The following is a 20019-nucleotide window of genomic DNA, read 5'->3' on the forward strand; positions in this document are numbered from 1 at the left end:
TTCAGAGGACGAAACGCGTCAGAACCAGGACGGGCCGGGAACCGGGCGTTCGGGGCGCCAGCCGGTCGCTTCGGTGAGCCGGGCCGAGACGACGCGCTGCGAGCGCGCCAGCACCGACATCAGGCCCAGGCGGTTCGCCAGCCACTTCGGCAGCGCGCGCGGACGGCGGACACCGGCCGCCGCGGCCATCGCCTCGCCGAGTTCCTGCTTCCGCACCGGATCCGCGGCCAGGTTGTAGACACCGCTCGGTGCCCGCAGCGCCGCGATCGCGCCCGCCGCCGCGTCGTCCGGATGGATCGCCGCGGTCCAGTCGGTCCGGCGGCCGAAGATCAGCGGCGAACCGCGCCGCGCGGCCGCCAGCATCGTCGTGGTCATCGGATCGTCGGCGACCAGGAGTCCGATCCGCAGCCGGATCGCGGTGCGCCCCTCGTCCGCCAGTGCCGCGATGTTCGCGTGCGCCACCGTCGAAGACGCGATGTTGCCGCGCAGCTCGAGGGGCGCGTCCTCGTCCAGTTCCTGGTCGCCGCCGTCGGCGTAGACGAACGAAATCCCTTCCTGCACCACGATTCCCACCTCACCGACCCGGCGCACGGCATTCGCCAGCGTCCTGCTGCCGGTGATCCGCACCCGGTCGTTCTCGGCCCAGCCGGACAACGTCATCGCGTGGCGCGCGTCCGGGATGCGGGTCGCGACGTTCAGCACCGCGTCGTGCCCGTTCAGCGCGCCTGCCAGGGAATCGAGGTCGAACAGCGAACCCGGCACCGGTTTCGCCCCGGTCGCGCGCACCGCCGCGACCCGGTCCACCCCGCGGGCCAGCCCGCTCACCTCGTGGCCTTCGGCCAGCAGACGCCGCACCAGCGGACGCCCCAGCACTCCGGTGGCCCCGATCACCATCACCCGCATGTCCGCTCCTCCTGTCCCGCCTTCACGAGAGGGACGAGACGCGCGCGGGGAACGTGACGGGTCAGCCCGCCGGGATCTCCCCGATCTCCTCCGGCGGCGGCGCCTGGATGTCGGCCCGCGTGCCCCATTCGCTGTAACGCGTGACGATCCGGGCCGTCGCGCTGTCCGGGACACCCGAAGCGGCGAGGACCGGCGCGAGGTCGAGCACGATCCGCACCGGCCGGTGCGTGTCGTCGAGCCAGACCTCCATGGGGATCTTCCCGACCTTCCCCCGCAATTCGCCGACGGCCTCGGCCGACAACCCGGCGGGCAGATCACCGCCCAGCGCGGCCAGGTCGACGTCCAGCCGGTAGTGCTCGGCGGGCATCCCGTCGAGTTCGGTGTGCCAGGATTCGGTGAGCGTGCCCGCCTTCCGCACCTGGTCGAGCGCGCGGGCCGGGTCGTTCTGCTTCGCCAGCTGGTCGATGCTGCCGCCGGCGACCTGCGAAAACGGATCCGCGCCGTCGGGGGAGACCTTCACCCAGGGTTTTCCGCCGGGGACGTCCTCGCGGGCGGCTTCCGGGACCTTGGCGAAGACGATCTTGTCGACGAGCCGGAGTTCGAGGGGTTCGCCGAGGAAGTCCGTGGACATGGCCAGCGCGGTGCCCGCCCCCGCGACCCTCGCCTGTCCCTGGCTCTTCGACCGCATCGTGCCCGCGGCGACCTCGGTGACGAACTTCGCGGCCTTGCCGTCCATGGCGGACGTGGCTCCGTCGGCGAGCGCGCGGGCGTCGGCGAACGACACGGCTCCGCCGTCGCACGCGCCGAGCAGCGCGCCGGCGACGAGCACGACGGTGGACAGGGCCGTTCTCCGCATGAGGACCTGCTTTCAAAGGCGGGCGCCCAAGCGAAACACAGCGGTGGTCCGCACCCCGATCGGGGGACGGCTCAGCGGCTGTCGCCGACCGCCTCGGGCGGCGGCGCGATGATCACCACGTCCGAAGCCCAGCTGTCGTACTTGACCGTGGTCTTGCCGATGGTGACCCGCACCGGGCGCTGCTCGCCGTCCAGCCACAGTTCGGCCGGGGCCCCGCCGAGGTCGAGGACGTACCGCGTGGCGGCCGTGCCGTCCGCATCGGCCTGTTCGGACTTGGTGACCTTGCCCGACTTCGAGATCCGGTCGATCGTCCGCGTCGGATCCATCGTCTCGACGACGTTCGTCAGCAACGCGCCGTTGGCCGCGGAGAGCGAATCCTTGCCGCCGGCGGTGATCTTGACCCATTCCTTGTCGGTCTTGAATTCCTGGACCTGCGTGTCCGACAGGTGGTAGTAGAGGACACCGTCGGCGAAGATCAGGTCCCGTTTCTCACCCGCGACCTCGGCGACCATGGAGAACTTGCTGTTCTGGCCCTCGTAGAGCCCGGAACTGGTGACCACGACCTTGCGGCCGTCCTCCGCGGTGGTCTCGAGCGCGATCTTGGACGAGCGGGCCTTCTGCGTGCCCGCGGCGGCGGCCGAGGCCAGTTGCGCCGCGTCGTTCACCGGCTGTGCCGCCGGTTTCTCTTCCCCGGAGCAGCCGCCCAGCAGCAGGAGAGCGGTACAGACGACGGCGAATCCGGTGGCACGCATGGGACTCCCTCGGGTGAATGGTCTGTACCACTACCGTAGCGCCTATCGCGTGAATTTCCACCGTCCGATGGTCCGGAAGCGCGTGAAGGCCCCTGCGTCCTGAAGGGCTCCTTCGAGACGTCGAACGTCTTCAGGAGGCCCTTTGGGGCACTGGGGGTCGCCGAACGAGCCGGAATTGGTTACCGATCGTCGTCATGCCCGGCTCGGGACCCCAAAAGCCGACGCAGCGACGTCAGCCGCTCCGCGCTCGCGTGACCTTCGGTGACCACGTCGTCGAGTGCGCAGTCCGGGTCCGAGGGTGGCCCGAGGTGCCCGCAGCCGGAGGGGCACTCCTCGGCGGCCTCGGCGAACTCTTCGAACGCCAGGACGATGTCGTCGGCGGTCACGTGGGCCAGTCCGAACGAGCGGACGCCGGGGGTGTCGACCACCCAGCCGCCGCCGGGCAGGGGGAGCGCGACCGCCGCGACGGACGTGTGACGGCCCTTGCCGACCGCGCTGACCACGCCGGTCGCCAGTCCGGCGTCCGGCACCAGCCGGTTGACCAAAGTGGACTTCCCGACCCCGGAATGCCCGACCAGCGCGGTGAGCCTGCCCTTGAGCCGTCCGGTCAGTTCTTCCGGATGCTCGTCGTGCCGGGTGACCACGGCGGGGATGTCGAGGCCCGCGTAGCCGGCGAGGAGTTCGTCCGGGCTCGCGAGGTCGGCCTTCGTCAGGCACAGGACCGGTTCGAGGCCGCCCGCGTAACAGGCGACGAGACAGCGGTCGATGAATCCGGTGCGCGGCGGGGGATCGGCCAGCGCGGTGACGATCAGCAACTGCTCGGCGTTGGCGACGACCACCCGTTCGAAGGGGTCGGTGTCGTCCGCGGTCCGGCGCAGCACACTGGAGCGTTCGTCCACCCGGATGATGCGGGCGAGGGTGTCGGGCCTGCCGCTCACGTCGCCGACGATGCCGACGGTGTCGCCGACGACGACCGGGACCCGGCCCAGCTCACGGGCCCGCATCGCGGTGACGACCCGGTCCGGATCGGAGTCGATCGCGCAGGTCCAGCGGCCGCGGTCCTTGCCGATGACCATCGCGGTGGAGGCGTCCGCGTGCTCGGGGCGGCGTTTGCTGCGCGGCCTGGTGCCCTTGCCGGGACGGATCCGCACGTCGGATTCGTCCAGCCTGCGCCAGTCCTTGCCAGCCAAACCGCCTCCTGCTCTTCGCACACCGCGGAACAATGATCCCATGCTGCTCGCCAACGCCTCGGTAGCGTGTAACGATGGCTGTCGATCAGGGAGGTTTTCGCATGTGCGGGCGTTATGCCGCGACCAAGGACCCGGCGGCGCTGATCGACGAGTTCGCCGCGGTGGACCTGACCGAGGGCCGGGTCCGGACCGATCACAACGTGGCGCCGACCAAGGTCGTCCCCACCGTCGTGCAGCGGCATCCGCGTGACGCCGACGGCGCGGTGCTCGAAGACGAGCCCGCCGTGCGGTCGCTGCGGATGATGCGCTGGGGGCTGGTCCCGTTCTGGGCGAAGGACCCCGGCGTCGGCTCGAAGATGATCAACACGCGTGCCGAGACCGCCAAGGAGAAGCCGTCGTTCAAGAAGGCGGTTTCCGCGCGGCGTTGCCTCGTCCCCGCCGACGGCTGGTACGAGTGGCGGCGTGACGGCAAGGAGAAGCAGCCCTTCTTCATGACCGGACCGGGCGACGAGTCGCTCGCGTTCGCCGGGATCTGGGAGACCTGGCGGCCGAAGGACGACAAAGAGGCCGACCCGCTGATCACCTTCTCCGTGATCACCACCGACTCGGTCGGCAGGCTCACCGACATCCACCACCGCATGCCGCTGCTGATGCCGCGCGAAAAGTGGGACACCTGGCTCGACCCGGATCTGGCCGACGTCACCGACCTGCTCGTCCCGCCCCCGGCGGACCTGGTCGACACGATCGAGCTGCGGCCGGTGTCCAGCCTGGTCAACAACGTCCGCAACAACGGCCCGGAGCTGGTGGACCGCGTCGAACCCGCCGCCGAAAGCTCGCTCTTCGAGCTGCCGAACTCATGACGAAGCTGGAGATCGACACCGCCTATGGCCCCGCGCGGGCCGAGCTGCACTGTGCCGAGGAAGGCGTCGCGGTGCTGATGCTCGGCCACGGCGCGGGCGGGGGGATCGGCGCGAAGGACCTGGTCGCGGTCACCCGCGCGGCGCAGGCGGCCGGTGTCCACGTCGCGCTCGTCGAGCAGCCGTACCGGGTGGCGGGCCGCCGGGCGCCCGCTCCCGCCACCCAGCTCGACACCGCCTGGCTCACCGTGGCCGACGAGATCTCCGCGCGCTTCGACGATCTTCCGCTCGTGTTCGGCGGCCGGTCGTCCGGGGCCCGCGTCGCCTGCCGGACCGCCGCGACGGGGCAGGCGGTGGCGGTGCTCTGCCTGGCCTTCCCCGAGCATCCGCCGGGGAAGCCGGAGAAATCCCGGCAGGCCGAGCTGGACGCCGTCGAGGTCCCGACCTTGGTGGTGCAGGGTGACCGGGACCCGTTCGGCCTGCCCAAGGCGGGGCCGCATCACGAGATCGTGGTGCTCGAGGGCGACCACAACCTGAGTGCCGACCTCGAAGGCGTGTCACGGGCGGCTGCCGAGTGGCTGGAGCGTGTGCTGCGGCCGCTCACCTGAGAGCCGCCGCCGCGCGTAGTGGACGGTGACGGCCGCCAGCAACGGACCCCAGAGCAGGAGCGGCGCGTAACAGGCCGCCATGACGATGTCGTAGACCGGCGAGTCCTCCCTGGTCCCCGGCGCCACCGAAGATCCGGCCTGCGCCCAGCGGAACAGCCACTGGACGCTCAGCGCGATCAAGGCGATCGCCCCCGCGGCGGCCGGGAGGATCGCCGCGAGCGGCGGAATCCGGCGGCCACGCAGCCCCGGGACCCAGCGTGGCCACACCTCACCCCACGGCCGGACGAGCCCGAGGGTGAGGAACGCGAGCGCCTCGGTGAGGAGGCTCAGGCCGAAGACGTAGGCCGTGCCCCAGCCGGGGATGCCGAATTCCGCCAGCCCCTGCTCGGTGAACCCGACCGGGACGCCGAGGCCCATCGCGATCCGCCACAGCCCGGAAGGCAGGGTCACCAGCAGCGTCGCGTGGGCGGCGAGGTTCGCCCACCTCGGCACGTCGGGCACGCTCTTGGTCATTTCGTCGCTCCCGGGAGTCGTCGTTCACGTTGCCGACGACGATTCCCGAGCACGGCCGCGTGATCTTCCCGCTCCGGGCCGATCCCGCTCCCTCGCGAGGGGGAGGTCAGCCGGCGATCGGGGCGACCACGGCACCGGTGAGCCGCGCCAGGTCGCCGGGCGCGAGTTCGACCTCCAGCCCGCGCCGCCCGGCCGAGCAGTGCACGGTCTCGAACTTCTCCGCCGACGAGTCGATCACCACCGGCAGCCTGCTCCGGTGCCCGAGCGGCGAGATCCCGCCCAGCACGTATCCCGTCGCGCGCTGCGCTGCGGCGGGGTCGGCCATCTTCGCCTTCTTCCCGCGCACGGCGGCCGCCAGCGCCTTCAGATCCAGCTGGCCGGTGACCGGGACCACACCGACGGTCAGTTTCCCGTCGACCTCGGCGACCAGTGTCTTGAACACGCGCGCGGGGTCGAGCCCCAGCGCTTCGACGGCTTCGAGGCCGTACGACTCGGCCCGCGGATCGTGGTCGTAGGCGTGCAGAACATGCGCCACCTTCTGCTTCGCCAGCAGCGCCGTCGCCGGGGTTCCCTTGCCTGCCATGGGCGGAGTCTACGAGCGCGCCGGGAATGCCCGGCCGGGCCTCACTGTTGGAACACACGTGTCCACCACACTCGAAGCTCCCCGAATCCTGATCCCGCGTACGCCGGGCGGCCAGGTGATCCGCCCGCGCGTAAACTCGACGACGTCTCATGCGCACAAGCGCATCGACGCCGATCGGGAAGGGAACGGTTTGCCGAGCACGCAGAATCCCGCGCCGGACACGGGCACGGACGCCGAAGAGGCGGCCGCGCGGGCCGAGCGCTTCGAGCGGGACGCGATGCCCCTGCTCGACCAGCTGTACTCGGCCGCCATGCGGATGACCCGGAATCCCGCCGACGCCGAGGACCTCGTCCAGGAGACGTACCTGAAGGCGTACGCGGCCTTCGCGTCTTTCAAGGCGGGCACGAACCTCAAGGCGTGGATGTACCGCATCCTCACCAACACCTACATCAACGGCTATCGCAAGCGCCAGCGCCAGCCGGTGCAGCAGCCCACCGAGGAGATCACCGACTGGCAGATCGCCAAGGCGGAGAGTCACACCTCCAGCGGCCTGCGCTCGGCCGAGGTCGAGGCGATGGACAATCTGCCCGACGCCGACGTCAAGGAAGCGCTGCAGAAGCTGCCAGAGGAGTTCCGCCTCGCGGTCTACCTCGCCGATGTCGAAGGTTTCGCGTACAAGGAGATCGCCGAGATCATGGACACGCCCATCGGCACCGTGATGTCCCGGCTGCACCGCGGCCGCGCCCAGCTCCGCGACCTGCTCGCCGACGTCGCCCGCGAGCGGGGCTTCATCCGCTCGGGCAAGCAGCAGGAGGTGGCGGGGCGATGACCGAGGACTACTGCGCCGGCGCGGACGACAAGGTCAGGTGCGAGGAAGCCCTCGCCGACATCTACCTCCTGCTGGACAAGGAGTGCAGCGCCGAGCGCGACGCCGCCCTGCGAAAGCACATCGAGGACTGCCCGCCGTGCCTCGAGGAATACGGCATCGACGAGCACATCAAGCAGCTCCTCGCGCGCAAGTGCGGCGGCGACCACGCGCCGGACGACCTCAAGTCCCGGCTGCGGGCCTCGATCCGCCAGACCGTGCAGACCAAGGGCTCGATCACCATCGAGCGCACCGAGGTCAAGATCGAGCAGACCTTCGAGCAGTAGCGGCTCAAGACACACGAAGGCCCCCGTACCGATCGGTGCGGGGGCCTTCGTTGTCTGATCGATGATCAGGAGTTGGGCTTCTTGCCGTGGTTCGCGCCGTTCTTCTTACGGTCGCGACGCTTGCGGGCGCGCTTCGACATGTTTCACTCCTCGTCCGAGTGGCCCTCGCGGGGTGATACGACACCGCTGGGCCAGGGTCAACCTCTCCAGTGTGTCATGCGGCCCTCACCCTGCTTGGATGGGGACGTGTCCACCCTTTCCGATCTGCTCGCGGAGAACACCGGCCTGTCCGGTGAAGCCGCGGACCATCTCCAGACCGTGGTCGCCGAATGGCAGCTGCTGGCCGACCTGTCCTTCGCCGACTTCCTGCTGTGGGTCGCCGTCTCGAAGGAGCTGCAACCCGACGGCGGCGACTACGTGTGCGTCGCCCACGCACGCCCGACGACGGCGCCGACGGCCCATCCGGAGGACGTCGTCGGCTCCCGGTTCACCGTCGACGAGCACCCGCAGCTGGCCAAGGCCGGCCGTGAGGTGCGGATCTGCCGCGAAGAGGATCCGCACTGGTACCGCGACCTGCCGATGCGCCGCGAGGCCATCCCGGTGGTGTTCGCGGGCACGGTGATCGCCGTCCTCAGCCGCGAGACCAACCTGGCGGCCTCACGGGTGCCCAGTCCGCTCGAGATCGCGTATCTCGGCAGCGCGGGCGACCTGTGCCAGATGATCGTCGACGGCACGTTCCCCAGTCCGGGGAACCAGACGGACACGCATACGAGCCCGCGGGTCGGCGACGGCCTGATCCGCCTCGACCCGACCGGCACGGTGGTCTTCGCCAGCCCGAACGGGTTGTCGGCCTATCACCGGATGGGGCACGAGTCCGACCTCGTCGGGCAGCGCCTCGCGCCGCTGACCCGGTCGCTCATCCGTGACCCGTTCGACGCGACCGAGGTGTCGCACCGGATCATCGAGGCGCTCGACGGCAAGCCCAGCAGCCGGACGGAGGCGGATTCGCGACGCGGCGCCGTCGTGCTCTTCCGTGCGCTCCCGCTGCGTCCCGCCGGGCAGGCCGCGGGCGCGCTCGTGCTGGTGCGCGACGTCACCGAGGTGAAGCGCCGTGACCGCGCTCTCCTTTCGAAGGACGCGACCATCCGCGAGATCCACCACCGCGTGAAGAACAACCTGCAGACCGTCGCCGCGCTCTTGCGGCTCCAGTCGCGCCGGACCTCCAGCGAGGAGGCGCGGCTGGCGCTCGGCGAGTCCGTGCGCCGGGTCTCGTCGATCGCGATGGTGCACGAGGCGCTGTCCATCTCGGTGGACGAGCGGGTCGACCTCGACAAGCTGCTCGACAACGTCCTCCCGATGGTCGGTGAGGTCGCGACGGCGGAGTCGCAGGTCGGGCTTTCGCGCACCGGCTCGTTCGGTGTCGTCGTCGCCGAGATCGCGACGCCGTTGGTGATGGTGCTGGCCGAACTCGTCCAGAACGCCATCGAGCACGCGTTCCCCGACGGACGGCCGGGCAAGGTCGAACTCGTGGTGGAGCGCTCCGCGCGCTGGCTCGACGTCGTCATCCGCGACAACGGGCGCGGACTCCCCTCGGGTTTCTCACTGGAACGCAGCGACGGCCTCGGGCTCCAGATCGTGCGGACACTGGTGGAGTCGGAGCTGCGCGGATCGCTGTCGATCAGGGGACTGCGCGGGGAATCCGAAGAGACCGGCGGACGACGGCTGGGAACCGAAGCGGCGCTGCGGATCCCGTTGTCGCGACGTCTCTAGTGGACCGTCCCTTTTGATCGTCCACAAGGGACAGTCTCATCCGGACACGTTTTAGGGCCGGCGCCCGAAGAGCGTCTTCGGCTCCTCGCGCTGTTCAGGNCGTGCCGACTCGGCGGTGTTCGGCCATTCCGCCGGGCCGCAGTCGTGGAAACGGTTCCTGCACCCGCCCCACCGTGTCCTGCTCACCAGTGGGCCCGCCGGGTTCCGACCAGTCCGTGAAGAGCCCGTCGAGTACGCCTTTTTCGGCGTCCGGCCCTGTAACGGTTCCGCGGGAGGACTTGGAAAAAGTCCGCTGAAGCCATACCCCCGTGAGGGCGTGTCGGCCTCGCTTGTTAAGCTCAAGTCGGGTACGTGTCACCTCGCGACGCACGGCCATGCAGCCACTGCACCGCGGGGTTTTTCCCGAAGCTTGGGGTCTTGCTCAGTTGTGAGTAATGCGATGAAGCGTGCTGAGTCCGGAAGACTCAGGCGGAGGTACGCGTGCCGATGTGCGTACGACGGCGCTTCAGGGCCCGTCGCTCGTCCTCGCTCATCCCGCCCCAAACGCCTGCGTCCTGCCCGCTGGCCAATGCCCAGGCCAAGCAGTCGGAAGCGACGGTGCAGCGGTGGCACACGGCCTTCGCCTGCGCTACCTGCGACAGAGCAGGACCGCTGGTTCCCACGGGGAAGAACAGCTCGGGGTCCTCGTCTCGGCAGGCCGCGTCGTGGCGCCAGTCCATGTTTCTGAGCTCCTTCATAACGGCGCGGTACTCCGCGCCATAGTCGTCATGGCGGTCGTTTTTTGGGTGCTTGTGAATGCTTTCACGAAGGACCCGTTTCGACAAGGGTTTTCTGAAGATCGGTGAGTCAGCTCACCCGGCCGAGCGACGCTCCTGACCTGCGGTTTCGGTCCGAAACAGCCTTCCGAAGGGAAGGCCGATGCGGTGAGCGGAGGTTCTGCGTCGATGAGCGGCAGTTCGTACTTTGCCGCAGGCGATCAGCGGTCCGGTCGTCAGACGATTACCGTCAGTGCTTCCGGGACGCTGAAGAACTCCACCCTCTTCCGCTGGCCGACGAGGTCGCCGTCCACCTGGAAGTTTACCGGTTCAGCAGCGTCTATGCGGATCATCGGCAGGTCATCGTGACGAAGGAGACGTCGCCCGCGTTGGTTGCTCTTCGTGAGCAATGCCTGCCGTACATGCTTGAACACGGTGGGCAATCCCAGACCGCTCAACGCGAAAAGGCCCAGTCCGGTGTCGAACGAGCTGCCCGGGTTCAGATGGACGGGACGGTTGCCCAGGTAACTCCACGGATCGGTGTTCGACACGAAAGCGGTCAGCACATCGGTGGGCTCTTCACCCGGGATCCTGACCGTGAGCGGCGGACGGCCGAGCGGAGGCCGCAGATGCGACGCCACCGCGGCCCTCAGGTAGAGCCCGGCGGTGGTCTGCTTGCCCCGGCGTTTGGCCACGCGGCCGACGACGTCGGCATCCCAACCCAGGCCGGCGTTGAAGGTGAACCAGTGGCCGTCGGCGATCCCTAGGCCGACTTCGCGGCTCCGGTCGTTCTCGATGGCGTTGAGGAGCTGATGGGTCGCTTCCACGGGATCGTGCGCGATGCCCAGCGCCCGGGCGAAGACGTTCGCCGAACCGCCCGGCACGACACCGAGCATGGGGGCGCCCCCGACCTTCGCCGGATCGCCGTCGGCGTCCGCGAGCAGACCGTTGACCACTTCGTTGACCGTGCCGTCGCCGCCGTGGGCGACCACCAGGTCGATCCCGTCGCGGGCGGCGGACCGCGCGACGGCCATCGCGTGGCCGCGGTAGTCGGTCTCCACCACGTCGAGTTTGACCTGGCTGGCCAGTGCGTGCGCCAGCACGTCACGGCCACCGGCGGTGGTCGAGGTGGCCTGGGGGTTCACGACGAGGATGGCACGCACGTACCGCAGGGTAAGCCTCTTGGGGTCGAAGAGGGGAGCGTCAGGTGACGCGAAGCTCAATGGCCCGTGCGTCCTCGAAGCAGCACCGTATGGCCCTGTGGCGGGCGTCCCTCCTCACTGTCGGCTGGTGACAGCGCGTCGTGACAAGTGCACCCGGGCCGACCGCCCGCTCATCGACGACACTGCCAATTCTTCCCCTGCGGCGGCGAGGGGAAACCGGCCGACCGGGTGGCATACGATCGAAAGTGCTCACGTACGGTGACCCGCCCTGGTGGAGCACCGTGTCCGGAAGCCTGGAAGGCTGTTTCGCCGTGTCCATCGCCGACAAGCTCTCGCCCGCGCCCCGTGAAGTCCGCCTCGCCGGGGCCGTCACCGCGCTGCCGGGGCTCGCCCTGATCGTGTTCGCGATCCTGCTCCTGGTCAACGGCCAGGCCGGACCGGAGAACCTCCTGGCCGAGGTCGCCTATTACCTCGTCCTCGCCGCCGGAACGCTGGCCTGCGCGGCCGGCCTGATGATGGGGAAGACCTGGGCGAGGTCGCCCGGCGTGGTCGTCGCGCTGATCCTGGTCGGCGTCGGCTGGTACGGCGCGGGCCCGTCCGGGCAGCCGGTGTGGGGAGTGCCGCTCGCGCTGATCGGTGTCGCCGTCATCGTGCTGCTGTTCCGCCGCCCTTCGCGCGCGTGGGCGCTCGGGATGCAGGAAGGCGAGAGCGAGGAAGAAGCCGCCGAGCGGGACGGCGCCGCAGGCCGTGCGGCGCGTCGTGAACGCGAGGAACGCGACTCCTGAGCACGCGAGTCACGCCTTGGCTAGACCTGGGCGGCGAGCGCCTTCAACGGACCGTCGGTGAGACGGTCGACGGTCCATTCGTCCATCGGCACCGCGCCGAGTGACTTGTAGAACCCCTGCGCCGGGTTCCAGTTGAGCACCGACCATTCGAGACGGGCGTAGCCGCGCTCGACGCAGACCGCCGCGAGGGTGGCCAGGAGCGCCTTGCCGAGGCCGGAGCCGCGCTGCTCGGGGCGGACGTAGAGGTCCTCCAGGTAGATGCCGTGCACACCGCGCCAGGTGGAGAAGTTGAGGAACCAGAGCGCGTAGCCGACGATCTCGCCGTCGACCTCGGCGACGTGCCCGAACAGGCCCGGCGCGTCGCCGAACAGCGCGACGCGCAGCTGCTCAGGCGTGAGGTGGCATTCGTCCGGGGCGCGTTCGAACTCGGCGAGGTCGTAGACGAGCTGGACGACGGCGTCCACGTCTTCTTCGCGGATACGCCGGATGCGGTCGTCGGCCACTAGTCCTCCGTCGTGGGGAGCAGGTTGAGATGTTCGATCTGCGGCTCGCCGCGTTCGTCGCCGAGCACCGCGACGCCGGCCGGGTCGAGTCCGAAGTGGACGCCCGCGGTCGACGGGAGGCCGATCCAGCGTGCGACCAGGACCCGGCTGAAATGCCCGTGGCCGACGAGGATCACGTCACCCTCGCCGAGCGGTTCGCGGACGCGTTCGATCAGCTTGTCGGCGCGGGCGTTGACGTCCTCCGCGCTTTCGCCGCCGGGGACCGGATGCGACCAGACCGTCCATCCGGGAACGGTCTCGCGGATCACCGGCGTGGTGACGCCCTCGTAGTCGCCGTAGTCCCATTCGGCCAGCTCTTCGGTGACCTCGTCGACGCGCAGCCCGGCCAGCTCGGCCGTCCGCAGCGCGCGGGTGCGAGGGCTGGAGAGGACGAGCGCCGGGTTGCCGCCGAGCACCGCGCGCAAGGTGCCGCCCGCCGCGCGGGCCTGCCCCTCGCCGGCGGCCGTGAGCGGGATGTCGGTGCGTCCGGTGTGCCGTCCGTTGACGGACCACTCGGTCTGACCATGCCGGAGGAGGAAGAGCCGATGTGCCACGTTGCGAATATAGCCCGCGGTCCGGTTATGCTACTGGTGAGTAACATGATGAGGAGACCGTGATGGCGCAGAATCCGACCTACGCGATGTGGAACAGGCTGGCGGGCAAGCCGGTCGGCAAGCAGCTGTTCTCGGCGGCGATGTGCCTGCGTGTGCCGTATTTCCGGACGGTGCTCCCGTCGGTGCGCGAGCTGCGTCCCGGCCGGTGCGAGGTGACGTCCCCGAAGTGGTGGGGTGTTTACAACCACATCAAGACTTTTCACGCGATCGCGGCATGCAACCTCGCCGAGATCGCCATGGGCATGCTCGCCGAGGCGACCGTCCCGACGACGCATCGCTGGCTGCCCAAGGGGATGACGGTCGAGTACGTGGCGAAGGCCGAGACGAGCCTGCGCGCGGTCGCCGAACTGCCGGAGTTGCCGGAATTCGGCGACGAGGGCTTCGAGCTTCCCGTGCCGGTGACGATCACGGACACGAACGGGAAGACCGTCGTGGCCGCGACCATCACCATCTGGGTGACCAAGAAGAAGTAAGCACCTTCGCATTTCGTCCTCTGAATGCGGTCCTTGCGCGTGCAACTACCGCATTCAGAGGACGAAACGAGGGTCGTCAGAGGGGTTTGAACCGCACGTAGGTCGCCAGCTTGAAGGTGTTCCGCCCGCTCGGGGACGGCAGCCCGAGCAGCCGGTCCGCCACCGGCGCCAGCGGGCCGCAACCGGTCGTGCGCGGCAGGGCGAGCTGCGAGTCGACGACGCCGAACTTCACCGTCGTCGGATTCTGTGAGATCACCTCGAACGGCACCGCGGGGTCGTCCTTGACCACCGAGTGCAGCGGCGCGGCGAGGGTGCCGACCGTGCATTCCTTGGGCAGTAAGGGATGCCGCAGGGCCGCGTAGAGATCCAGTTCGCCGCGGCGCTCGTCGTTCGACTGGAAGTCCGAGTAGCCGCCGTACTTCAGCCGCAGGCTCGCGCCGAAAGTGCCGCTGATCCGGGTGGGAGCGTGCTGCAGGTCGCCGAACACCTGCGCGTACTTCCCGTCCACTCTGCCTTCGGAGAACGTCAGCCGTATCTCCCCGAGCGGGACCTCCCTGTCGCTTATGGTCAGGACTCCTTGGGAGACAAAGGCTTCGCAGCGCCAAGTGCCAGGGTCGGCGTTGGCGGGCGGGGCGGGGCAGGCGGAGAAGTCGAAGTCGGGCAGCGGCGACGGTGCCGCGGAGGCGTGGCCGGGGAAAACGAGGAGGGCGGCTGCGGACAGTGCGGCCGCGGTCGCGGCGAGAAGGCGTCTCATGACCTGAAAGCGTGGTCCGTACGGGTCTGGATCACATCGGGGAAGCCACCCAAGGGACCCCTGGAATCGCCACGTTCGAGTGAAAATAAACGGTGTTTACCCAGCTGACGCGAATCTGCTTCGGATTCGCCCTTGAAGGCATCTGGAACAGCGGGCGATCATCGGCCCATGTCCCCACTGTCGCGCCGCGGGTTCCTCGGGTTCACCGCGCTCAACTCCGCCGCCGCCCTCGGGCTCACCACGATTTCCACCGCACAGGCCGGAGAATCGTCGCCGGGCTTCTCGACGGCCGTGGTCGTCGGCACCGGGTACGGCGCCGCGGTGACCGCGCTCCGGCTCGGCGAAGCCGGGATTCCCACGGTCATGCTCGAAATGGGCAAACTGTGGGCCGACCCCGGTCCCGACGGCAAGGTCTTCTGCGACATGCTCCGGCCGGACCGGCGGGCCGCGTGGTTCAAGAATCGCACGCAGGCCCCGCTCGCGTCGTTTCTCTGGATGGACCTGGCGAACCGGGACATCAAGCGGTACCCCGGTGTGCTCGACAGGGTGGACCACGGCGACATGTCCGTCTACGTCGGACGGGGCGTCGGCGGCGGTTCGCTGGTCAACGGCGCGATGGCCGTGACGCCGAAGCGGTCGTACTTCGAGGAGATCCTGCCCGGCGTCGACGCGGACGAGATGTACGGGAAGTACTTTCCCCTGGCCAACCGGGCCCTCGGCGTGAACCACATCGACCCGCACTGGTTCGAAACCTGCCGTTCCTACCGCTACGCGAGGGTTTCCCGGAAGGCCGCGACGCGGGCAGGCCTCAAGACGGTGTTCGTGCCCAGCGTTTACGACTTCGAATACATGAAACGGGAAGAAGCGGGCACGGTACCGAGGTCGGCCCTCGCGTCCGAGGTCATCTACGGCAACAACCACGGCAAACGTTCCCTCGACAAGACCTACCTCGCGGCCGCGCTGGGCACCGGGAACGTGACCATCAAGACACTGCACCAGGTCCGGGGGATCACCCGGCAGAGCGACGGCACGTACGTCCTCACCGTGCACGAAACCGCCGAGGACGGCGCGGTCGTCGCGAGGAAACAACTCGGCGCGAAGTATCTGTTCCTCGGCGCCGGTAGCCTCGGTTCGACGGAACTGCTCGTGCGGGCGCGGGAAACCGGGACGCTGCCCGGACTGAACGACGAGGTCGGCCGCGGCTGGGGCACCAACGGCAACGTGATGCTGGGCCGCGCCAACCACGCGTGGGATCTCGGCGGATCGCTGCAGTCGGGGATGCCCGCGCTCGGCATCGACGCGTGGGACGACCCGGTGAACCCGGTCTTCGCCGAGGTCGCGCCGGTGCCTGCCGGGGTCGAGACCTGGCTGAGCCTCTACCTGGCGATCACGAAGAACCCCGAACGCGGCCACTTCACCTATGACGCCACCGCCGACTCCGTGCGGCTGCGCTGGGACGCCGCGCAGGGGAAGCCGTCGATCGACGCGGCGAAGTCGTTGTTCGACAAGGTCAACCGGGCGAATCGCACGATCTACCGCAGTGACCTGTTCGGGGATACGCGGTCGTTCGAGAACCGGTTCACCTATCACCCGCTGGGTGGATTGGTGCTGGGTGAGGCCACCGACCTGTACGGCCGGGTGAAGGGCTATCGGAATCTCTACGTCACCGACGGGTCGCTGATCCCGGGCAGTACCGGCGTGAACCCCTTCGTGACGATCACCGCGCTGGCGGAACGGAACGTCGAACGGGTGCTGAGCGAGGACGTGGCGCGCTAGCTCAGTTCTCGGCCCGCAACTTTTCGTAGTAGGCCACGCAATCTTCGTACCGAGGAAGCACTCCCTGCTCCAAGGCCTCTTTCAGGTAGGGCGCCGTGGTGTCCTTTTCGGACAACACGGGTTCGATCTCCTGGGGCCAGGGGAGCGCGAGATCCGCGTCCATCGGGTTGACGCCGTGCTCGCCCACCGGGTTGTACGGCTCGGAGCAGAAGTACGTCATGACCGTGTCTTCTTCGAGTGCTACGAAGGCATGGCCGAGGCCTTCGGGGATGTAGACCGCTTTGTACTCGGCGCTGTCGAGCAGCACGGAGGCCGATTCGCCGAAGGTGGGCGAGCCGACCCGGAGGTCCACGATGATGTCGAGCAGCGCACCTCGCGGGCAGTACACGTATTTCGCCTGTCCTGGCGGGGTGTCCGCGAAGTGCACGCCGCGGATCGCGCCGCGCCGGGAGACGCTGGTGTTGGCCTGGCCAAAGCGAAAGCGGTGCCCGACCGCGTCGGCGAACGCCTGTTCCTGGTAAGGCGCCACGAACAGGCCGCGGTGATCGGGGAAAACCCGCGGGGTGAACTCGAAACAGTCGGGGATGCTGAGGCGCCTGGCTTGCATGCCCCCAATGCTAACCAGGGCTGAGGCCGCCTTCCCAAACCGGATGGACGTCTTGCGAAACATCTCTTGAGCTGCGGAAAGCCGGGCCGGTTTGTGACATCAACCGCACCAGAGGGGCACACTGGTCCGCACGCCTGTCACAATGATCTGACCGCTGCGTCCGCGGCCGTCGCCACACCCACGGCACCGATGGCCGATTGGACGCTTCGCCGACAGGCCGGCGCTACCGCGCTGGGCTGCCGTGTCGGAGGACGAGTTACCCCAGGTGGCCGGGCCATGCCCAGTCTTGGCCTGCTCACCGGCCAGTTCCCCCGCTCGCAGTCCCAGGAGAATCCCATGACCTTCGCTCGAATCGAGACTTCGCCGTCCTTAGACACGGCGGAAGCAATGACGGGAACCACGATGACCACGCCAGTGACGGACACCGAGATCTTCGAGGGCCACGAGGGCGGCAAGCTCTCCGTGGCCGCGACGCGCCCGATCTCCTCGCCCCGTGACCTTTCGGTCGCGTACACGCCTGGCGTGGCGAAGGTGAGCCGCGCGATCGCCGAGGACGCGGCCAAGGCGAAGCGGTACACGTGGGCGGACAGGCTGGTCGTGGTGGTCAGTGACGGTACGGCGGTGCTCGGCCTCGGTGACATCGGCGCGAGCGCCTCGCTGCCGGTCATGGAGGGCAAGTCGGTCCTGTTCAAGACCTTTGGCGGGCTCGACTCGATCCCGCTGGTGCTCGACACGACCGACGTCGACGAGATCATCGAGACCCTGGTCCGGCTGCGCCCGTCGTTCGGCGCGGTGAACCTGGAGGACATCTCGGCGCCGCGCTGCTTCGAGCTGGAGGACCGGCTCAAGGAGGCCCTCGACTGCCCGGTCATGCACGACGACCAGCACGGCACGGCGATCGTCACGCTGGCCGCGCTGCGCGGGGCGAACCAGGTCCTCGGCAAGGACATCTCCGGCCAGCGCGTGGTCGTCTCGGGAGCGGGCGCGGCGGGTGTGGCCTGCGCCAGGATCCTGCAGAACGCCGGCGTCGCGGACGTCACCGTGCTCGACTCGCGCGGCATCATCCACGAGGGTCGCGAAGGCCTGAACCCGATCAAGCAGAAGCTCGCCGAGACCACGAACACGGCCGGTCTGCGCGGCGGCCTCGGCGAGGCGCTGAAGGGCGCCGACGTCTTCCTCGGCCTGTCCGGGGCGACCATCGACGAGACCCTGCTGGCCGGGATGGCCGACGACGCGATCGTGTTCGCGCTGTCCAATCCCGACCCGGAGGTTCACCCGGTCGTGGCGTCGCGGTACGCCAAGATCGTGGCGACCGGGCGCAGCGACTTCCCGAATCAGATCAACAACGTGCTGGCGTTCCCCGGCGTCTTCCGCGGCGCGCTGGACTCCGGCGCGCGGGCGATCACGGAGAACATGAAGCTGGCCGCGGCCGAAGCGATCTTCGCCGTGGCGCAGGACGACCTCGGCCCGGACCGGATCGTCCCGAGCCCGCTGGACCCGCGTGTCGCGCCCGAGGTGGCCGCCGCGGTCGCGAAGGCCGCCGAGGCCGACGGCGTGGTGTGACGGTCCCTTTCACGCTCGCTCAAGCGCCATGAAAGGCCCCTTCATCGCAAAATTCGCCGGGCTCCCGTCGAGCCTGCTCGGCGGCAACGTGACCACGCAAGCTTNTCATCGCAAAATTCGCGATGAAGGGGCCTTTCATGGCGTGTGGGGGTTGAGGTCCGTGCATGGGACCGAACCTGGGAAGACCGCATGAGGTTCCGATGACACAACGGCCGGAAGCGCGGCTCAGCCGAGCAGTTCGGCCAGCCGGTGCCGCGGCAGGTCGATCAGCCGCGCGTCCGTCAGGTCCGGCGGCACGTCGAGCGAGACGTTCGCGAGCCGCGCGTGCGCCCGGGTCAGCAGTTCTTCCTGGTGGTCGACGGCGTCCGCGACGACGATGGCGTGCCGGTTGTCCGGGGTGCTCCGCAACAGCCGCAGCTTGTACTTCGCGCCGATCAGCCGGTTCAGCGCGGCCTGCGCCTCGGCGTTCGTCAGGTCGGGATGCGAATTCGGGACCAGCAGCGCCAGCCTTCGCGCGTTGGTGCCCAGCAGGGTCCGCAGCAGCCACGGGCCGGGGTCGGCCGAAAGGTCCATCGCGACCGCGTCGCCCTCCGGGCCGGAGCCGGACCAGTCGACCGGACGCGACTCGAGCGCCAGCCCGCCTTCGGTGGCGATCTCGTGCAGCTTGTCCAGCAGTGACGGCTTTGCCGCACCGGCGGATTCCACCGACTGCGGGCCGTGCGTGTAGATCGCCGCCTTCCCCTTGCCGCCGCGGTTCTTCTTCGACTTCGCGGTCGGCTGACAGACGTAGAGGTCCGCCGCGCTCCCGATCGCCTGCGCGCCGAAGTACCGGTTGAAGTCCGGCAGGATCGCCTCGAAGGTCAGCCCGAGCGTCGCGAGCGCCCGTTGCACCTGCGCGCCCAGCGCGGGATGCCGGGGGCTGTAGCCGTACGCGAGCAGCAGTCGTCCGTCCGAGGGTTCGGTGAGCGCCTGCACCCCGCGCGCCGCGAACAACCCCATTCCTTCGGGGGTGTAAGGCGGATCACTGAACACGAGATCCATCCGCCCGGTTACCGAGGGTGGGAGGCCGACGCGCAGATCCGTGTGCAGGGTGCGGATGGACCGCTCGCCGAGTTCGTCGATGTAGGCGAGAACACGATCGTCGAGGTCGACGACGGTGAGGTCCGCGTCGGGCCGCAACGCGCGCACGGCCAGCGAAGTGAGGTCGTGGTCGCCGAGGAACAGCAGCTTCGCCGTGCCGAGGTCGTACCGCTCGTCCAGCCACAGCGCCCGGTTCAGCACCGTTTCCGGCGTCGCCTGCACGTGGTCCAGCGCGGCCAGCGGCGCGGGCACGTTCTCGACGTAGCTGGTGATGGTCTTCAGCAGGTCGGGGTCGGATTTCCGGTCCCGTGCCGCGAAGCGCGCGTACTTCTCGCGCGCGGCGGGGGTCAGCCGGAAGCGGGACTCGTTCCGCTCGAGGTCGTCGCCGAGCGCGTTCAGGACGTCTTCGACACTCCGGCGTGGCGCGGTGCTGATCCGGACCAGTTCGCCGAGGTCACGCCAATCCGTCCGGAGCAGGGAAATCACCTGATGGAGCGGTCGCACGTGGACACCGTGCGCCGCGAGGACGTCATCGACGGAGGAACTCACGCCACGCAGCCTAGGCCGTGTCCTGTGTGGCACGCTCGCGGTCTCCGCGCCCAGGCGGCGCCCGCACCGCCGGGAATCACCCGGATCACGGAGCCCATCGAGCGTGCCGCCCAGGACACTGCCGGTGACCCGCCCCCTGGGACACCGTGCCAACAGGGCCGATCTGGGCTACGG

At 69.2% G+C, this 20019-nt stretch carries 23 protein-coding genes; 9 read left to right on the forward strand and 14 right to left on the reverse strand.

Annotated features, from left to right (window positions below; all coding sequences use genetic code 11):
* Window positions 1–18 precede the first annotated feature (18 nt).
* From LCL61_RS13655 to rsgA, 4 genes are all read right to left on the reverse strand, one after another.
* Window positions 19–903, reverse strand: coding sequence for an NAD-dependent epimerase/dehydratase family protein (locus LCL61_RS13655; protein ID WP_340687167.1), 885 nt, complete (start codon window positions 901–903; stop codon window positions 19–21).
* Window positions 904–964: 61 nt separating this feature from the next.
* Complete coding sequence (locus LCL61_RS13660) at window positions 965–1759, reverse strand: hypothetical protein (protein ID WP_340687168.1); 795 nt, start codon at window positions 1757–1759, stop codon at window positions 965–967.
* 71 nt (window positions 1760–1830) lie between these two features.
* Window positions 1831–2511 carry a hypothetical protein gene (locus tag LCL61_RS13665; RefSeq protein WP_340687169.1) on the reverse strand — a complete coding sequence of 227 codons (681 nt, stop codon included), beginning with the start codon at window positions 2509–2511 and terminating at the stop codon, window positions 1831–1833.
* A gap of 179 nt (window positions 2512–2690) precedes the next feature.
* Window positions 2691–3701, reverse strand: a complete 1011-nt coding sequence (gene rsgA, locus LCL61_RS13670) for a ribosome small subunit-dependent GTPase A (RefSeq protein ID WP_340687170.1) — start codon at window positions 3699–3701, stop codon at window positions 2691–2693.
* Window positions 3702–3802: 101 nt separating this feature from the next.
* On the opposite strand from rsgA, the gene LCL61_RS13675 reads away from it, so the two are divergent.
* Together LCL61_RS13675 and LCL61_RS13680 are read left to right on the forward strand one after the other, a co-directional pair.
* On the forward strand, window positions 3803–4561 hold the full coding sequence (locus LCL61_RS13675) for an SOS response-associated peptidase (RefSeq protein WP_340687171.1): 759 nt from the start codon (window positions 3803–3805) through the stop codon (window positions 4559–4561).
* Window positions 4558–5166 (forward strand): alpha/beta family hydrolase, encoded by a 609-nt coding sequence (locus LCL61_RS13680; protein ID WP_340687172.1) that lies wholly within the window; start codon window positions 4558–4560, stop codon window positions 5164–5166. The genes LCL61_RS13675 and LCL61_RS13680 overlap by 4 nt, the downstream gene beginning before the upstream one ends.
* Here LCL61_RS13680 and LCL61_RS13685 read toward each other — a convergent pair.
* A complete protein-coding gene (locus LCL61_RS13685; protein WP_340687173.1) occupies window positions 5116–5679 on the reverse strand; it encodes a hypothetical protein in 564 nt (187 codons plus the stop codon). The genes LCL61_RS13680 and LCL61_RS13685 overlap by 51 nt on opposite strands.
* A gap of 106 nt (window positions 5680–5785) precedes the next feature.
* On the reverse strand, window positions 5786–6262 hold the full coding sequence (gene ybaK, locus LCL61_RS13690; RefSeq protein WP_340687174.1) for a Cys-tRNA(Pro) deacylase: 477 nt from the start codon (window positions 6260–6262) through the stop codon (window positions 5786–5788).
* 190 nt (window positions 6263–6452) lie between these two features.
* Here ybaK and LCL61_RS13695 point away from each other — a divergent pair, with 190 nt between their 5' ends.
* A complete protein-coding gene (locus LCL61_RS13695) occupies window positions 6453–7091 on the forward strand; it encodes a sigma-70 family RNA polymerase sigma factor (RefSeq protein WP_126735738.1) in 639 nt (212 codons plus the stop codon).
* Window positions 7088–7414: a mycothiol system anti-sigma-R factor gene (rsrA, locus tag LCL61_RS13700; RefSeq protein WP_340687175.1), complete on the forward strand. Its 327-nt coding sequence runs from the start codon at window positions 7088–7090 to the stop codon at window positions 7412–7414. The genes LCL61_RS13695 and rsrA overlap by 4 nt, the downstream gene beginning before the upstream one ends.
* A 65-nt stretch (window positions 7415–7479) precedes the next feature.
* Here the strand turns inward: rsrA and LCL61_RS42595 are convergent, their stop codons facing one another.
* Window positions 7480–7554 carry a 50S ribosomal protein bL37 gene (locus LCL61_RS42595; RefSeq protein ID WP_369299112.1) on the reverse strand — a complete coding sequence of 25 codons (75 nt, stop codon included), beginning with the start codon at window positions 7552–7554 and terminating at the stop codon, window positions 7480–7482.
* A 106-nt stretch (window positions 7555–7660) separates the two neighbouring features.
* Here LCL61_RS42595 and LCL61_RS13705 point away from each other — a divergent pair, with 106 nt between their 5' ends.
* Entirely contained in the window at window positions 7661–9184 is a 1524-nt protein-coding gene (locus LCL61_RS13705; protein ID WP_340687176.1) for a sensor histidine kinase, read from the forward strand.
* Between the two features lie 464 nt (window positions 9185–9648).
* Here LCL61_RS13705 and LCL61_RS13710 read toward each other — a convergent pair whose 3' ends face one another.
* Window positions 9649–9903, reverse strand: a complete 255-nt coding sequence (locus LCL61_RS13710) for a WhiB family transcriptional regulator (protein ID WP_007028999.1) — start codon at window positions 9901–9903, stop codon at window positions 9649–9651.
* Between the two features lie 272 nt (window positions 9904–10175).
* On the reverse strand, window positions 10176–11102 hold the full coding sequence (locus LCL61_RS13715; protein ID WP_340687177.1) for a diacylglycerol/lipid kinase family protein: 927 nt from the start codon (window positions 11100–11102) through the stop codon (window positions 10176–10178).
* 245 nt (window positions 11103–11347) lie between these two features.
* Between LCL61_RS13715 and LCL61_RS13720 the strand changes: the two genes are divergently transcribed.
* Window positions 11348–11887 (forward strand): hypothetical protein, encoded by a 540-nt coding sequence (locus LCL61_RS13720; RefSeq protein WP_219148581.1) that lies wholly within the window; start codon window positions 11348–11350, stop codon window positions 11885–11887.
* A 20-nt stretch (window positions 11888–11907) separates the two neighbouring features.
* Here the strand turns inward: LCL61_RS13720 and LCL61_RS13725 are convergent, their stop codons facing one another.
* Window positions 11908–12390 carry a GNAT family N-acetyltransferase gene (locus tag LCL61_RS13725; protein WP_340687178.1) on the reverse strand — a complete coding sequence of 161 codons (483 nt, stop codon included), beginning with the start codon at window positions 12388–12390 and terminating at the stop codon, window positions 11908–11910.
* Window positions 12390–12983: an acid phosphatase gene (locus LCL61_RS13730; protein WP_340687179.1), complete on the reverse strand. Its 594-nt coding sequence runs from the start codon at window positions 12981–12983 to the stop codon at window positions 12390–12392. Before LCL61_RS13730 ends, LCL61_RS13725 begins: the two co-directional genes overlap by 1 nt.
* Before the next feature lie 62 nt (window positions 12984–13045).
* Here LCL61_RS13730 and LCL61_RS13735 point away from each other — a divergent pair, with 62 nt between their 5' ends.
* Window positions 13046–13516: a hotdog fold domain-containing protein gene (locus LCL61_RS13735; RefSeq protein ID WP_340687180.1), complete on the forward strand. Its 471-nt coding sequence runs from the start codon at window positions 13046–13048 to the stop codon at window positions 13514–13516.
* A gap of 76 nt (window positions 13517–13592) precedes the next feature.
* On the opposite strand, the gene LCL61_RS13740 is transcribed toward LCL61_RS13735, so the two are convergent.
* On the reverse strand, window positions 13593–14270 hold the full coding sequence (locus LCL61_RS13740; protein WP_340687181.1) for a hypothetical protein: 678 nt from the start codon (window positions 14268–14270) through the stop codon (window positions 13593–13595).
* A gap of 168 nt (window positions 14271–14438) precedes the next feature.
* Here LCL61_RS13740 and LCL61_RS13745 point away from each other — a divergent pair, with 168 nt between their 5' ends.
* A complete protein-coding gene (locus LCL61_RS13745; RefSeq protein ID WP_340687182.1) occupies window positions 14439–16046 on the forward strand; it encodes a GMC oxidoreductase in 1608 nt (535 codons plus the stop codon).
* A gap of 1 nt (window position 16047) precedes the next feature.
* On the opposite strand, the gene LCL61_RS13750 is transcribed toward LCL61_RS13745, so the two are convergent.
* Window positions 16048–16653 carry a dTDP-4-dehydrorhamnose 3,5-epimerase family protein gene (locus LCL61_RS13750; protein ID WP_340687183.1) on the reverse strand — a complete coding sequence of 202 codons (606 nt, stop codon included), beginning with the start codon at window positions 16651–16653 and terminating at the stop codon, window positions 16048–16050.
* A gap of 387 nt (window positions 16654–17040) precedes the next feature.
* Between LCL61_RS13750 and LCL61_RS13755 the strand changes: the two genes are divergently transcribed.
* Window positions 17041–18216: an NAD(P)-dependent malic enzyme gene (locus LCL61_RS13755; RefSeq protein ID WP_425342001.1), complete on the forward strand. Its 1176-nt coding sequence runs from the start codon at window positions 17041–17043 to the stop codon at window positions 18214–18216.
* Window positions 18217–18441: 225 nt separating this feature from the next.
* Here LCL61_RS13755 and LCL61_RS13760 read toward each other — a convergent pair whose 3' ends face one another.
* Complete coding sequence (locus LCL61_RS13760; RefSeq protein ID WP_340687185.1) at window positions 18442–19845, reverse strand: bis-aminopropyl spermidine synthase family protein; 1404 nt, start codon at window positions 19843–19845, stop codon at window positions 18442–18444.
* Window positions 19846–20019 lie beyond the last annotated feature (174 nt).

The organism is Amycolatopsis coloradensis (assembly GCF_037997115.1).
GTDB classification, from domain to species: domain Bacteria; phylum Actinomycetota; class Actinomycetes; order Mycobacteriales; family Pseudonocardiaceae; genus Amycolatopsis; species Amycolatopsis coloradensis_A.

Coding starts and splice junctions, on each gene's coding strand:
- LCL61_RS13655 (WP_340687167.1), bottom strand. CDS start 903: ATGCGGGTGATGGTGATCGGGGCCACCGGAGTGCTGGGGCGTCCGCTG.
- LCL61_RS13660 (WP_340687168.1), bottom strand. CDS start 1,759: ATGCGGAGAACGGCCCTGTCCACCGTCGTGCTCGTCGCCGGCGCGCTG.
- LCL61_RS13665 (WP_340687169.1), bottom strand. CDS start 2,511: ATGCGTGCCACCGGATTCGCCGTCGTCTGTACCGCTCTCCTGCTGCTG.
- LCL61_RS13675 (WP_340687171.1), top strand. CDS start 3,803: ATGTGCGGGCGTTATGCCGCGACCAAGGACCCGGCGGCGCTGATCGAC.
- LCL61_RS13680 (WP_340687172.1), top strand. CDS start 4,558: ATGACGAAGCTGGAGATCGACACCGCCTATGGCCCCGCGCGGGCCGAG.
- LCL61_RS13685 (WP_340687173.1), bottom strand. CDS start 5,679: ATGACCAAGAGCGTGCCCGACGTGCCGAGGTGGGCGAACCTCGCCGCC.
- ybaK (WP_340687174.1), bottom strand. CDS start 6,262: ATGGCAGGCAAGGGAACCCCGGCGACGGCGCTGCTGGCGAAGCAGAAG.
- rsrA (WP_340687175.1), top strand. CDS start 7,088: ATGACCGAGGACTACTGCGCCGGCGCGGACGACAAGGTCAGGTGCGAG.
- LCL61_RS13710 (WP_007028999.1), bottom strand. CDS start 9,903: ATGGACTGGCGCCACGACGCGGCCTGCCGAGACGAGGACCCCGAGCTG.
- LCL61_RS13735 (WP_340687180.1), top strand. CDS start 13,046: ATGGCGCAGAATCCGACCTACGCGATGTGGAACAGGCTGGCGGGCAAG.
- LCL61_RS13740 (WP_340687181.1), bottom strand. CDS start 14,270: ATGAGACGCCTTCTCGCCGCGACCGCGGCCGCACTGTCCGCAGCCGCC.
- LCL61_RS13745 (WP_340687182.1), top strand. CDS start 14,439: ATGTCCCCACTGTCGCGCCGCGGGTTCCTCGGGTTCACCGCGCTCAAC.
- LCL61_RS13750 (WP_340687183.1), bottom strand. CDS start 16,653: ATGCAAGCCAGGCGCCTCAGCATCCCCGACTGTTTCGAGTTCACCCCG.
- LCL61_RS13755 (WP_425342001.1), top strand. CDS start 17,041: ATGACGGGAACCACGATGACCACGCCAGTGACGGACACCGAGATCTTC.